Here is a 13714-nt window from a genome sequence, read left to right on the forward strand (position 1 = left end):
ATAAAGGAGTTACACATGCAGCACAAAAAATGGTTCAAAGTATTTGTATACGTCATGCTAATCGCTATGGTCGGCTCGACCCTACTGGCAGTGCTGGAGCCTCTTATATTTAGATAACCAGCAGTAAGATGACAACACAACAATACTAATAACAGCAAATAAGAGCGAATGCTTAACACAAATTGGCAGGCTGCATTTAGAAGCAGACTGCCTATTTTGTGCTGGTATTTAATTACAACCGACCTTCTCAATCTCAACTTCAGATCATTCTGCCAGTGCATGCAGAGCCTCAGGCTCCTGAACAATCAGACTAACATACTGACTAAGCATGCAGTAGGCCTCCAGCAATTGTGGACCTGCATCACCACCCAGTACAGCAGCTCGTCCAGTATATATCACCTGCTCCAGCAATTGCTGGAGGAATAGGAGATTGAGTCGGGCAGCCTCTGCCGACCGCTGCTCTAGTAGAGCCAGATCATCCAATGTGAGCTGAGACAAGCCTCGAAGCAGTAGCTCCTGACACCAGCTATGTATCTTATCACTGAGCGAATGCATTCCCTGCACGACTTCACCTCACTCCTATTCTTCATTTATTTTCTGAGCATAGTCCTGCTTTGCTAGTCTTAATACTGAGACTGGATAATAACTAAAGATTGCTCTTCTATCCAGTTCAGTAGATCCGAAGCTACAGATCGAGCTTGAGATTGACCACCTGCGTTCCCTTCAAAAAACTGATCGGATAGAGCTTCTGTCCCTGTATTCTTACGAGCGTGTAAAAATGCTCCAGCTCCTGGGTGCGATTATCCTTCTCCAATGCTTGGATAGCCGTCTTCCATTCCTGATCATAGGGAATCGTCATAGTCACCCTGAGTTGGTCCGTATCTTCCCCAATCAGAATCAGCTCTTGTGCCAACTGATCAAAATAACGATCCACGATGCGTTCAAGCTTCAGCACAACCAATTGCTCCGTTCGGGCAGCAAATAGTTTTGGCTGCCGTGAGGCTCCTTCCAACTGTGAAATACTTTTGAACAAGTCCCCCTCTAGCGGAATCTCCTCAATTCGATTTCGTGGCAGCAATTCAAGCACTGCCGAATCCGACGAGGATAGCCTGTGGTCGCGATTTACTTTCACTTGCCTGAACTCCAGCTGCTCTCTGGATAGACGCTCCATCGTTAATCCCGGTAGCCATGGGGCAAAGGATGCATAATGCACTTCGAACAAGAACTCGTTCTTTTCATAGAACACCGGTCGAGCATCGGTATAAGTATATATACCTTGATCATCTGGACAATAGAAATAGTAAGTAATCCCCCGATAGCCGGAACGAGTCTCCCAGGGCTCCGCTCCCAATCCATACAGCTGCAAACGAGGCACAGTATGGTAACGGGAGCGATACTCCCCGGCCAGCTCGGATAATTGAGGTAATGACAGCTGCTGTTCCTCCAATAGCTTGAGACTCAGTTCCAATCGGGTTATGCGGTCCAGGAGTACCCCCATGGAGCTCCGGATATGTCTGTTGAAGAATAGTTCTAGATCCCCCTTCAATCCACGCAACTGCCGTTCTACTTCAGGAAGCTCCCCGCTATGGGCTGTCACCGCGGCAATCTCAAGCCTGGCCAGCATACTCTCTGGCAATCTGGCTAGCCCTGTCAACAGCAGCTCCTGAAGGAGTCTACGGCACTCACGAACTGCCTGCATAGAATAGCGGACAGAATACAACGAGGAATTCAAGGCTTCGATATCCTTCAGACCATGCATTCTACGATAGCGCAGCAACGCCTCTAGTCGAAGCAGGTCTCCCTCCTTACCCTTAGCTGAGCACAGAGCCTTCGCCGGTTCAGGCTTTCCTGTGAAGGATACCTCTACTTCTCGTCTGGCTAATCGTACTGTCAACAAGGAGTCATGCTTGACCTCCAGTGGCTCCTCATACTTCAACCGGAACACCACTTCTTCCAGAATTGCCGGCTTAAAACCAGCAATCAGAGATTCAGGTTCCGGGGTCAGCAGCCAGCTAAAATCGACCTTGGGTTGAACAGCTTGAGGGGACGGTGTTGCATGGGTTGGTTTGGTTATCTGGGATACTGCGTTCGCGTCAGTCTCCATTGGAACCTGTGCTGAGATTTGCGCATCCACCATGCTACTATCCACCTGCGAAGCCGTTCCCTCCGGTTCCTCACGGCTCTCCATGAGCTGCTGCTGATAATATAATACGGAGATTAGAATGTGCTTGCATATAGCTTCAGATGGGCAACTGCATTCCCACTTCTCTAGCGTGTTATACAGCTTACATGTCGTTCCATCATCAAGCTGGCAGCTCACCGACGCAGGCAGAAAGGTATAATCAGCACGGGTACCCTTGGCTATTTCCTTAAGAGCGCGGTTGTACAACCCTTTATTGGCATAACGGATCAAATAATCCTCTGTGCATAGGTCGATAAATTGATTAAATTGCAACCTATAGCCAGCATCATCCATACGCCATCCTCCTCCTGTTCGCCGCAGCTACACCGCTGCCTTGATGCGCTTCCTATACTGCTCTCACCGAGCAGTTGCTCTTACCGTCCTGTAGCACGCAAAATATCATAGATGGTCTCACTGTACACACGAGCGGGTACACGCTCTAGCTCCATAGCCTCATCCCTGTAATAGGAGTGGTATTTATTGTGCCGATTGCGATAGAACTCCAGCGAGGTAAGTGTAATATCCTCCAGGCCCTCATAGTACACAACACTGGTTCCACTGAATTGCAGCTCGGCAATCAATTCGCCGTACGCCTTGTACATCTCGTGGTAGAAGCCACCATCTGCAGGGGCACCTTTATACCAGCCATATTTCTCAAGCGTCTTGGGAAGGGCTGTTGGAGAATACTCTTCGGCAGGCAAATGAGCATACTCACGCGACTTCCTCTCATCCTCTGCGACAATATATACGATTCGCTCCAACTGCTCGAAGGGCTGTTCAATTTCATAATCCTGAAGCTGAGTCTTCCAGGCCTCAAGCTGCTCCTGATCAAGCTCCAACGGGTGCACGAGTCCAATCCGGACATCTGCCTCCAGCTCGTACTCCTCTTCATCAACCGTGTTGAAGGTTCCGTCGTCCATGTATCGGAAAGTATCCTTGAGCTGTTCGTTCTCATAGACGCCCCACACGAGTCCTACGGCAAAGTGATGCATAATCACATTGTTAACGAACAAATCCGTCCATTCTTGGGCAGACCATAGTCGCTGTTTGGACAAGGATTCTTCCAGCCGCTGTGACTGCAAAGTAACCATCGTCTTCAGGTCCTTCTTGAGCTGAGTGAAGCGGGTCTTTGCTTCCTTAGCCTGCTCGGCATCATCCTTCTCACCTGGTGCAGGCAGACTCTTGACCACCTTACCTGTCTCTTCATTCAGTACGCTCAATTGATAATCACGATTCACCTTGACGAGGAAGGATCGGGCTCCATAGCTGAGACGCTGTGTACCTTTACTATCAAAACCAAGCGCTGTAATGAGTCGATCCTCCAGCTGCTCCTGTGTCAAGCCGGCATTCTCTGCTGCCATCTGCAGCGCTTCCGTCGCCGCCGTCTTTACCTGACGATTCTTAATGGTACGCCCCAGCTTGTCGATGGTCATCAGGGCAGATAGATCCTTGACGTAGGACATCACCTTGACAGACTCGGCTGCAATAGCCCCTCGTCCGCTCTCAGACCAGCCTTTGATTTCCCTACTTAGCAAATCCACCAGCCTGCGGTCTCCGAACATTGCCCCCAGATACAATACCCACTTCTCTTTCGCAGGAGCCCCCATCCGAAGCCATTGCTGTATAAGCTCACTGCTGAAGTCTGCCAGGGAGGCAGCTTGCACGTAAACATTCATCTCCTCCAGCATTTCATTCGGCCCTGAGTTGTATTCCAAGGATTGCAGTAGCACATATACCTGAATGTCCTGACTCAGCGGCTGACCATCAGTATCCTTGAGCAGCGGTAGATCCGCCAGCGAGAGCCAGCTCAGGCGGGACTTCTTCTTCTCATCCGCCTGTCTTGCCAGAGCAGCATGTGCATGTGCCGGACCTTGCCCTGCCGTATCCAGTAGCACCTGAATAAGCTCGCGCAGAGCGCTATTTTTCTCTTTCGACAGCAGTTCGGTGTACGCATCCTTGGCCTCAGGAAGTCGACGTATCAGATTCAGCACCTGCTCCTTGATGCATGATTTTTTACTGGCAAGATACACATCCTTATACAACTGAAGATCTACTCGATCCGTGAAGGCCGCAGTGATCTGTTTGCGGAGTTTTTTGGACGAATCATTCAACCCCTTCAGGAACACCTTTGTCATTAATTCAGCTGGCTGCTGCTCCCATGATGACAGCATGGTGTTCAGGAACAACTCTCGTGCATCCGTAGAGAGCTCATCATATTTTCCAAGCACAGCCTCTGGATACGTGTGAAGCAGACGCTGATAAGCCTCTTCCCCCATAAAGTTATAGTCATACGTATCGCCCGTTACTCCGTTCAGCCAGACAAGCGCTTCAAGCAGCTTCTGGTGATCTACCTCGGGATGATCTGCGTAGGTCTCCAGTAACTTCTGTCCGTCAAAAGCATAGGATCGGTATAGCTCCGAGACACATTCCAGTGTATTGACGCCCTTGTACGAGATTAGGCTCGCAAGACGACGAGTTGCCTCGGACTCCAGCGGCAGGAAGGACAGTGCAATGACGAGTTGCTTGCGGTTCATATCCTTGTTCAGTCTGTTGAATAGTCCATGGTTCTGCTGGTCGCCCCAATATTCCTCAAGAGTAAGCTCACCTTCGAGATAACGAGCCAGCATCAATCCAAAGCGTCCGCTGAATGCCTTATTTCTCAGATGAGCTATAATAGCCTGCTCTACGGTTCCAGCACCTTTTGGAAGTAGTTTCCCCTGGTCGGCAAGCACGGTATGGATAATCAGCTTCAAAAAAGGATTCTCCAAAATCTCGTAAGCCCGATGACTCTCCTCCAAATGTCCCGGGATCATGTCTAGCAGCTTTCGCCAAGTAATCATGTTGTATTTGAACGAGTCTGCCAACTGCTCGATGAATGAAAAGGGTTCATCCGTAGGCAGCAGCCCCTCAAGCAACTCATCTGGCTTGGAGGAGTTATAATCCATCCTCAGTAGATGGCTGCGAACCTCCAGTGGGCATACCTCATGCAACAGTCGTACTGCTTCCAGCAGTACCTGATCGATCTCCTCTTGACTAGCCAGTATCCTGTCCTTTCCACCATGGAGGTTGCAGCGATACAGGAGAGCAGCAGTTATCAGGTACAACGTATCCATCAGTGTAGTCCTTGGCAGCAATTCTTTGGCATTCACGCTGCTGTCAGGGAAATGAGTAGCAACTACTTGTGTACGACGCTCTGAAACCCACTCTGCATTCAGATCCGCAGTGGTCGCATTATGTCTATCCCGGTAATCTGCCCGCCGTAGAATTATTGGCTCCATCGCCGTATGTAACTGCTTGCGTAATTCGTCTGCATCCTCAGTCACTACCAACCGCAGCCATTCCGGAATTCTCTTCAGACCCTCCTGCGCCTGATCCGCATTAGCTTGATAGTAAAGTCTCAGCAGGAGCAAGGCTTGTATCAATTGATGCGGAGTGACCGCACTACGAGCACGCATCTCACTTTGTCCCAATTGTTTTTCAATCAGCCTGTTCATCTCGGCTTCTCCAAGGTAAGACGAGAGCTTGTCCATAATGGGCTGCATTCGTTCCATACGTTCTGCTCCATTCTTACTCGTCTTGCCCAGACCAACTGGATAGATCTGATTACGGAAGATGACAGGAATCAGATATTCTCCCCAGCTAAGACCTTTATTCGTCAGGATCACTGCGGATAAGCGAAGAGCTTCATCGCTGGTCCCCTGCTTGAATAGCTTCTCCAGGTGATCTATTGTGCTGAAAGAAAAATTGGAAATTGAGCTGAGCCTTGGAACTGTACTTTCTTTGCCCATTACATAATTTCGAATCTGCTCGATATCCTGCTTCGTCAGGCGATTATCCTTCCCGTACAGCTCCAGTGTCTTGTCTACTAATGATTGCTCCGTTAAAGTTTCCTTTAGCATAATCTAGCCCTCCCATTCCAATGATGATTCATATAGCACAAGTAACCTCGTGTAATCTAACGAATGACGCCAGCAACCCACTCCGCCAGCTCGTTCGGTGTAATAGCTGCAACCTCGGCTCCGATATTGCTCAAGGCCTGGGCAGCATTCCGGTTGTATACTGCTTCACCGCTGAAATCCAACGCTGTTAACACGAGTAGCTTTGCTCCCGCGTCTACAATATCCTTGCAGGCCTTATACATATATGGAAGCGGGTAACCTTCCTCCAGATCACTTACCAATACAAAAATCGTCTTGCCCGGGTTATCCATAAGACGTTCCGCATAACGAAGTGCCTTGGTAATATGCGTCCCCCCACCAAGCTGGACACTCATCAGCAGATCAACCGGGTCCTCCAGCCGATCACTGAGATCCACCACCTCGGTATCAAAAATAATCAGATGCGTACGCAACGCATTCAGACTATGGAAGATACTCGCCATGACTGCACTATAAATAACAGAATCCAGCATACTCCCGCTTTCATCGACAGCAATGACGATGTTCCATTTATTGTAGGTCAGGACACTTCCATCAAAATAAAGACGATCAATGACGAATCTGCCGCGTTTTTTATCATAGTTTTTGAGATTTCGGGTTATGGTCTTCTTCATATTCAGATTACGCAGCGACTTTACGGGACTGCTCACATAGCGACTCTTCTTGCCCAAAATGCTGGAACGTACCTCAAGCTCCAACCGGCGGCGCAAATCCTCTACGACTGTACGCACGATGTCCTTAGCGCTACGTAGCACCTCACCCTTCATGCGACCTTTGAACTGCATAATATTTTTGAGCAGATTCATATTGGGTTCTAGTGACTCCAGAAGCTTCCGATCCGTCAGTAGCTCTGACAGGCCGTAGCGCTCCAGCGCTTGCTTCTCCAATACCTCTACCGTTGTCTTGGGAAAAAGTGTTCTGATCTTGTGCAGCCAATCTGGTACCGTTAATTGGGGAGCTCCTTGTCCCCCTTCACGACGGAAGCCCTGCTCCTCGCTATATTCACGATCATACAGATAGCCCAGTACCTCATCCAGCTCCGTATAAGAGTAATCATCATAGCTATATTCTGAATTCTGCGACAGACTCTCTTCTGCCGAGGCTCCCAGTAATAATCGCCATCGATTCAGTAGTTCTGTCGACCCTGACTTGGCGTTTGCCGCTGTAGAAGTACGCTGTATTACTCCATCATCTACTTCGTGTTGATCAGCATCCATGCGGTGAACTCCTTTCGCAATGCGTCATCAAGGGCCTGAGCACGTAGCAGCTCTTGCTCCTCCACACCCGCTTCCTCCAGCAAGGCATCCTGTGAATTCAGCATATGTGCCACACGGTCTGCAATCAGTGAGGTCTCCATAGGAGTGAAATAGGTAAACGCAAGCCTTAATTCCGCTACCATAGCAATAAACTCCTCATGCGGAAGCTCCTCCAGAAGACGATTGACCTCGATCAGCAGCTCATCATCATACAAGAACACATCACGCCCAGCCGTGAATAGTCCCTGTAGATAGAGCGCAGACTTCTGGACCTGTTCTGGTGTACCACAAACATATCCTCTCGTTCGTTGTGCGATCTCTGCTCGGCTACGATCCCCTGCAGACACAGCTAGCGCCATACATACGCCCTCAAGCAATGGCGGCAGCTCCTCCTCCAGTAGCGTTGTCAACTGTTCTCTGAACCTACTATCAAAAAGCACATCGGACGCAGTGGACAGCATCGCAAGCAGCTTTAGCCCCTCAACGATGTCGTTGTGCTCATCGGGTGCTGTCCCTATAATAGCAGGCAATCTGTCTACCGCTAAACGATATGCCTCAACAAGCAGCTGCGGAAGCTGCTCATCATCACGAAGGCCCAGCAGTACCCCATGCTGTTGAAGGCGGTATAGGACACGCAGCGTCTGGCATAACGACAGTAGACTGCCATCCATGCGCAGTGCAGCGCGTACGAGTCCATAGAGACTGCTCGCGAGCTCCTGCAGTCCCATGAGAAGAGCGTGCAGAAGCAGATCTGCCAGCCGTCCACTATGATGCCCCGGTATCTCTGTCGCTGCTTCTTCCAGCTTGCGTACAGCTGCGGCCTGAAGTGTACCGCCAAATATCGAATTCTCAATTAATCTTGCCTCAATCAATGCTGAGTAGGAATATGTCCATGTCTCGCGCACAAGGTTCATGTTCCGATTGCCCAGCCAATCTGGGCCTGCCTTCTTCTCGGCGAACTCCGGCACCAGAAAGCTCACACAATGCAGCAATTGGCTAATCCGTCGATGGTCAGGTCGCGCGTACAAATCCAGTGTTTTCTTATGTCTGGCTGTCGTTTTAATCTGTAGCTTAGCCGCAGCAGCATGACGCTTGAAGTCCTCCACAATGGGAACAAGCCAATCATTGGGCGCAATCTGACCAATCTTGTCTCCCGTTAACAGCTCCTTCAGCCTCGTAACGGGTTCAGACGTGGCGATCGAATACTCACCCTTGACGAAGGCGGATAGCACTGCATCCAGGAGCTCATAGACTCCTCCCTCGTGTTTGCTGCGCAGGTGAGCTAATCCCTGTAACATCGCATAAGCCTCAATAGCATCACTGGTAGATACATGCTGCTTCTGTTCACGTAGCCTGTGGGTCAATGCTGTCAGCAGCTGCAGCGATGTACGTGTATAGGGCTCTTGTCTCGACTGCTCAATATGGGTCCATGCCAGCTCGTAATAGTTCACATATGGCATACCACTAGCGTAGCCATTCAGTCGATCGGCTTCGGCAAAGGTATAGATCATGGGGTACATCTGCTTCGTATACTGAACTGAGCTCACAGCGCCAGAATCATGAGTCGCCAGGGCTGCTTCACAATTACCAGCTGTGGATTCAGATGAAGATGTAGTAGCGGTTGTCTCAGCTTCCTCAGACACATCCTTAGACAGATCCTTAGACAGATCTTTTGACACATCTTTTGACACATCTTTTGACGCTTCTTTAGACGCAGTCTTACCCACTTCTTCTGCTTGCCTTTCCAGACCTCCGCTCTCCTTCAGTCCTCGATCCAGTAGACCATACGTATGAAAGCCACCCGTTACCACCAGGACCCGCTCATAATTCTGAACAGCCTGACTGATGTGACGCCTCATGTTCTGCTCCCGCTCTAGCTCCCCTTCCTCCTGAAGGCGCTGTATCGTATAGCACATACGCGATAAGGTGCAATAGGTGAATACTTCACGGGCAAAATCAGTCGTACGGAGCTGTAGACCACGAATCTCGAACAATCTCTCCCACAACTCATCGAAGCTCCGACAATTCAGACTCTCGCACAGCGTGTCCATGAATGCCGAGGAGGTGAGTAGCGTCTCATCTTGCAAGGATGACCTGTCTCTGCCTTGTTCTTGTCTTTGTCTCTCCTTCTTGGCGAGAATATCAGCTTCAGACTGAGCTTTCAGGAAATGCGGGCGAACATTCAGATCAATGAAATGGACAGGAATGTTCTGACGCACAGCCTCCCTCATCGCCACGTATTCAGGAGAGTAGCTCAATAGCGGATAGTAGAAGGCCGCCTTTTCCACATTTGTCTCGTACATACAATACAGACTTACAGGCGGTACAGTTGCCTCATCCGTCAATACTTGAATTAACGGGTCTGCACTCTCAGGGCCTTCAATTAATATAATTTGGGGCTTATAGGCTTCTATTGCTTGCAATAAATGAAACGAGCAAGCCGGGCTATGATGACGTACCGGAAAATACACTACGTTAGATGACAAATTAAATACCTGCTCACGGTATAGCAGATCTAGCTGTTCCATAGATACACCCGACTCCTCAGAGGCTAGCGCAGAGAGATCGTCCATTGTGGAATGGTGCGACATAGTCATGGAAATGTTCGAATCCGTAAAATGCTTGTCCGTCCTGCTATCCGCCTTCGCGACAGACATCAGCGAATCCATGTTCTCGCCTCATAGTAAGCCTTCCATAGCTCGTCCTCTCTGGCACGTTCCTTCACGACCTTGCTGAAATAACCCTTGAGCACTGACAAATCCTTGTCGCTCTCCTTAGCCACCGTTCCCAGCATATTCTGCACAAGTCGATCCATGGTAACAGGTCGATCCTCATAATAGTAGGAGGTCATGGCGCTCTGCACATAGACAGATACAGCTTCTGCCGTACTCAGTGTCGCCTGTGGCATATCCAGCTTGTAGCCCTCGCGGCTTTGGCCCTTTCTCAGCTCCATGAAGGTCGTAGCCAGCAGCTCCACAACATCCTGCTCAATCTCTACTTCAACACCATTATGCTGAAGCAGATTTTTGGCCTGAGATTCGATAATGTATGCTTCCATCTTGACATTGCCTATTGGATGGATCGTCTCAAAGTTGAATCTCCGCTTGAGTGCTCCGCTCATCTCGTTGACACCTTTGTCACGAATGTTCGCCGTAGCAATGACATTAAAGCCAGGCTTCGCGAACAATACGCCACTTTCCAGCTCCGGTATGCTGAGCACTTTGTCACTCAGGATGCTTATGAGACTATCCTGTACCTCGGAGGGACAGCGTGTAATCTCCTCAAAACGAGTAATCATCCCCTGCTTCATTCCCTGGTATAAAGGCGACGGCACAAGCGCAGCCTCAGACGGTCCCTGATCGAGCAGCATGGCATAGTTCCAGGAATACTTGATCATATCCTCCGTCGTTCCCGCCGTACCCTGTACTGTATTCAGACTGGTGCCCGAGATGGCCGCAGATAACAGCTCACTCAGCATCGTCTTGGCCGTCCCTGGCTCTCCGACCAGCATCAGTCCCCGATTCCCAGCCAGCGTTACAATAGCCCGCTCAATCAATACATCGTTACCGTAAAATTTGCGTGTTATCCGAACCTCTTGTCCATCCAATATGACAGGCTTGTCTCTGCCTATAATGAAGTCTCTCACATACATAGGTGACAGCAGCCAATTCGGCGGTCTTCTACCTGTATCCTCCTCGCGCAGAGCCCTCAGCTCCTGCTCGTATAGTGTCTCAGCCGGAGGCTTGATCATCTCTAGCATGGTTGTTCTCCCTTCCGCGAAACAGATCGTATGTTCTCATGTTTTCATCATAGCATAGCGCCCTAAGTCCAAGCGACACTACCCGCCAAAAATGGTTGATTCGTCCCCTTCTGCTGCCATTTTGCATGAGTCATTGGACTTACATGGGAAGCTGGTAGGTATAAATGTGAACACCTATTTTTGAATATCTGGAATTATAGCAATTTATACTGAGCTCCAGTGAACTGTAATGGTTTGAAGTAATCATTATTACTCCTTCCTGAGTCTATGTATGATTTAGAAATCTAGTCCGTTTCAACAAAAAAAGGAAGCCCAGATACGCTGTGGACTTCCTCACAATCTGATCTATGAATACATACTGGGTCTGTCTATGAATGATTTCTCTGAATATCGTAGGGAAAATTGCGCACAAAGTGCGGCAAAATGTCCTTTGCCACCTGTTCTACGCTGATGTTCTGACCCAAAGCACCTTCCAGCGAGGTTACTCCATAATCCTGAATACCGCACGGAACAATCCCGCTGAAGCCGTCCTGCTCCACACCTTCCTCCACATTGAATGCGAAGCCGTGGCTGGTAATGAAGCCTCTGCGGTGCTTACAGCGGTTGAACTTGACCCCGATCGCGGCGATCTTGCGATCTCCGATCCATACGCCTGTGTAGCTTGCCTTGCGTGTCCCTTCCAGACCATACTCACCAAGCAGGTCGATAATGACCTGCTCCAGCGATCGCAAATATCCGTGCAAGTCCAGGTCTTGTCCATAGCCGAGCATCAACAGTGGATAGCCGACCAGTTGTCCCGGACCATGATACGTAATATCGCCGCCGCGGTCAATCTCAAATACCGAGATTCCCTTTGCCTCTAACTGCTCTGTGCTCAGCAGCAGGTGCTCAGGATGACGCTGCGAGCCGATAGTGTATGTTGGAGGATGCTGCAGCAGCAACAGCGCTTCCTGTCTTGAGCCTTGGTCAAGCGCCTGCACAATATCCTTTTGCAATTCCCATGCTTCTCCATACGGCATTGTTGGTATATAGCTGACTTCAAGCGGACGTCTGTTCACAGCCTGTACCCTTCTCTCTTCAGCGACACGAAGAAGCCGCGCGCCTTGTTCATCCGAATACTGCCCAATTGAATAAGACTGACTACATACAGCTTTTTTTTAATACAGCTTGGTTTCCAAAGAATAGCTCTCCAGGTTCTCTTTCACACGCTGCAGGAATCGTCCACAGATGACGCCATCCAGAATACGATGATCCAGAGACAGACAGAGGTTGGCCATTGAGCGAACCGCAATCATGTCATTTATAACCACAGGCTTCTTAACGATGGATTCAAAAGTCAGAATCGCAGCCTGTGGATAGTTGATAATGGGATACGACAGGATGGAGCCAAAGGAGCCTGTGTTGTTCACCGTAAATGTCCCGCCCTGCATATCGTCCAGCTTCAGCTTGCCCTCGCGGGTCTTGCGCGCCAGATCATCAATTTCACGGGCCAGCCCTGCAATGTTCTTCTGATCTGCTTTCTGGATAACCGGAGTCAATACGGAGTCCTCCGTGCCGACTGCCAGCGAGATATTGATATCCCGCTTCACGATAATTTTATCCACGGCCCAGAAGGAATTCATGATTGGATAATCCTTGATCGCATTCACCACGGCCTTCAGCAGGAAGGCCAGATAAGTAATATTAATGCCTTCCTTGCGCTTGAATTCATCCTTAATGCGATTGCGCAGCATAACCAGATTCGTCACGTCAACCTCGATCATGGTCCAGGCATGCGGAATTTCTGACACACTCTGGCGCATATTACGGGCGATTGCATTGCGAATCGGCGTCACATCAATATAATATTCACTTCTGCCTGTAGGATCATCCTCAACCTCAATCGTAGGAATCTTCGGCATCTCCGTCAGATGAATTCCGCTGTTACGAACAGGTATTGCAGCATCACCGAGCGTAGCAGTTGCCTGTTCGCTTGGGACGGAGGCAGTACTGTTGACATTGGTTCTTGGTGCTTCCACAGCTATGCCCGCTGGGGCTGATTTACTCGCTTGCGGAGCAACTGTATCCTTGCGCTGCACATACGCCAGTACATCCTTGCGGGTAATACGCCCACCAATCCCTGTGCCTGTGACGTTACTCAACTGAATTCCGTGCTGAGCCGCCAGCGATTGAACTACCGGAGAATAGCGATGACGCATTGATTGATCAGCACCGTTCTCAGCTTCCAGCTCAGCAATGACTGGGCTATGCTCAGGCTGCTGCGCAGACTGGGCTGCTCCGTGTCCCTCTGAAGTCTGGATACGACAGATGATCTCATCAACTGCGATCACTTGCCCCTCCACAGCCAGATGCTCGCCCATGATTCCATCTACCGTAGAAGGAATCTCCGCGTTTACTTTATCGGTAATGACCTCACAAATCGGATCATATTGTTCCACTTTCTCACCAGGCTGCTTGAGCCATTTGGCAATGGTAGCAGAGACGAGTGATTCCGCTAGCTGCGGCATGACTACATCAGTCCACTGCTTGTTGTCAGACATGTTCTTCAACTCCTTGATTTACATCCATCAGCTCTCGA

General features: G+C 49.7%; 9 protein-coding genes. 1 reads left to right on the top strand and 8 read right to left on the bottom strand.

Going from position 1 to position 13714, the window contains the following annotated elements; genetic code table 11:
* The first annotated feature begins 15 nt into the window (after positions 1-15).
* Positions 16-117, top strand: coding sequence for a stressosome-associated protein Prli42 (gene prli42, locus MKX74_RS16055; RefSeq protein ID WP_018886308.1), 102 nt, complete (start codon positions 16-18; stop codon positions 115-117).
* Between the two features lie 147 nt (positions 118-264).
* Here the strand turns inward: prli42 and MKX74_RS16060 are convergent, their stop codons facing one another.
* The 8 genes from MKX74_RS16060 to MKX74_RS16095 form a co-directional block, all read right to left on the bottom strand.
* Entirely contained in the window at positions 265-564 is a 300-nt protein-coding gene (locus tag MKX74_RS16060) for a hypothetical protein (RefSeq protein WP_341179101.1), read from the bottom strand.
* A 121-nt stretch (positions 565-685) separates the two neighbouring features.
* Positions 686-2476, bottom strand: a complete 1791-nt coding sequence (locus MKX74_RS16065) for a hypothetical protein (RefSeq protein ID WP_341179102.1) — start codon at positions 2474-2476, stop codon at positions 686-688.
* Positions 2477-2556: 80 nt separating this feature from the next.
* Positions 2557-6081, bottom strand: a complete 3525-nt coding sequence (locus MKX74_RS16070) for a DUF4132 domain-containing protein (protein ID WP_341179103.1) — start codon at positions 6079-6081, stop codon at positions 2557-2559.
* Positions 6082-6137: 56 nt separating this feature from the next.
* On the bottom strand, positions 6138-7337 hold the full coding sequence (locus tag MKX74_RS16075) for a VWA domain-containing protein (protein ID WP_341179104.1): 1200 nt from the start codon (positions 7335-7337) through the stop codon (positions 6138-6140).
* Entirely contained in the window at positions 7313-10045 is a 2733-nt protein-coding gene (locus tag MKX74_RS16080; RefSeq protein ID WP_341179105.1) for a DUF5682 family protein, read from the bottom strand. The genes MKX74_RS16075 and MKX74_RS16080 overlap by 25 nt, the downstream gene beginning before the upstream one ends.
* On the bottom strand, positions 10033-11136 hold the full coding sequence (locus MKX74_RS16085) for an ATP-binding protein (protein ID WP_025678450.1): 1104 nt from the start codon (positions 11134-11136) through the stop codon (positions 10033-10035). The genes MKX74_RS16080 and MKX74_RS16085 overlap by 13 nt, the downstream gene beginning before the upstream one ends.
* Positions 11137-11504: 368 nt before the next feature.
* On the bottom strand, positions 11505-12194 hold the full coding sequence (gene lipB, locus MKX74_RS16090) for a lipoyl(octanoyl) transferase LipB (protein WP_341179106.1): 690 nt from the start codon (positions 12192-12194) through the stop codon (positions 11505-11507).
* A gap of 99 nt (positions 12195-12293) precedes the next feature.
* Complete coding sequence (locus MKX74_RS16095; protein ID WP_341179107.1) at positions 12294-13676, bottom strand: dihydrolipoamide acetyltransferase family protein; 1383 nt, start codon at positions 13674-13676, stop codon at positions 12294-12296.
* Positions 13677-13714 lie beyond the last annotated feature (38 nt).

It is taken from the genome of Paenibacillus sp. FSL K6-1230 (genome assembly GCF_038002385.1).
GTDB classification, from domain to species: Bacteria; Bacillota; Bacilli; order Paenibacillales; family Paenibacillaceae; genus Paenibacillus; species Paenibacillus massiliensis.

Bases quoted from the DNA above. Each gene is read 5' to 3' on its own strand.
- prli42 (WP_018886308.1), top strand. From the start codon at position 16: ATGCAGCACAAAAAATGGTTCAAAGTATTTGTATACGTCATGCTAATC.
- MKX74_RS16065 (WP_341179102.1), bottom strand. From the start codon at position 2,476: ATGGATGATGCTGGCTATAGGTTGCAATTTAATCAATTTATCGACCTA.
- MKX74_RS16070 (WP_341179103.1), bottom strand. From the start codon at position 6,081: ATGCTAAAGGAAACTTTAACGGAGCAATCATTAGTAGACAAGACACTG.
- MKX74_RS16075 (WP_341179104.1), bottom strand. From the start codon at position 7,337: ATGGATGCTGATCAACACGAAGTAGATGATGGAGTAATACAGCGTACT.
- MKX74_RS16080 (WP_341179105.1), bottom strand. From the start codon at position 10,045: ATGGATTCGCTGATGTCTGTCGCGAAGGCGGATAGCAGGACGGACAAG.
- MKX74_RS16085 (WP_025678450.1), bottom strand. From the start codon at position 11,136: ATGCTAGAGATGATCAAGCCTCCGGCTGAGACACTATACGAGCAGGAG.
- MKX74_RS16095 (WP_341179107.1), bottom strand. From the start codon at position 13,676: ATGTCTGACAACAAGCAGTGGACTGATGTAGTCATGCCGCAGCTAGCG.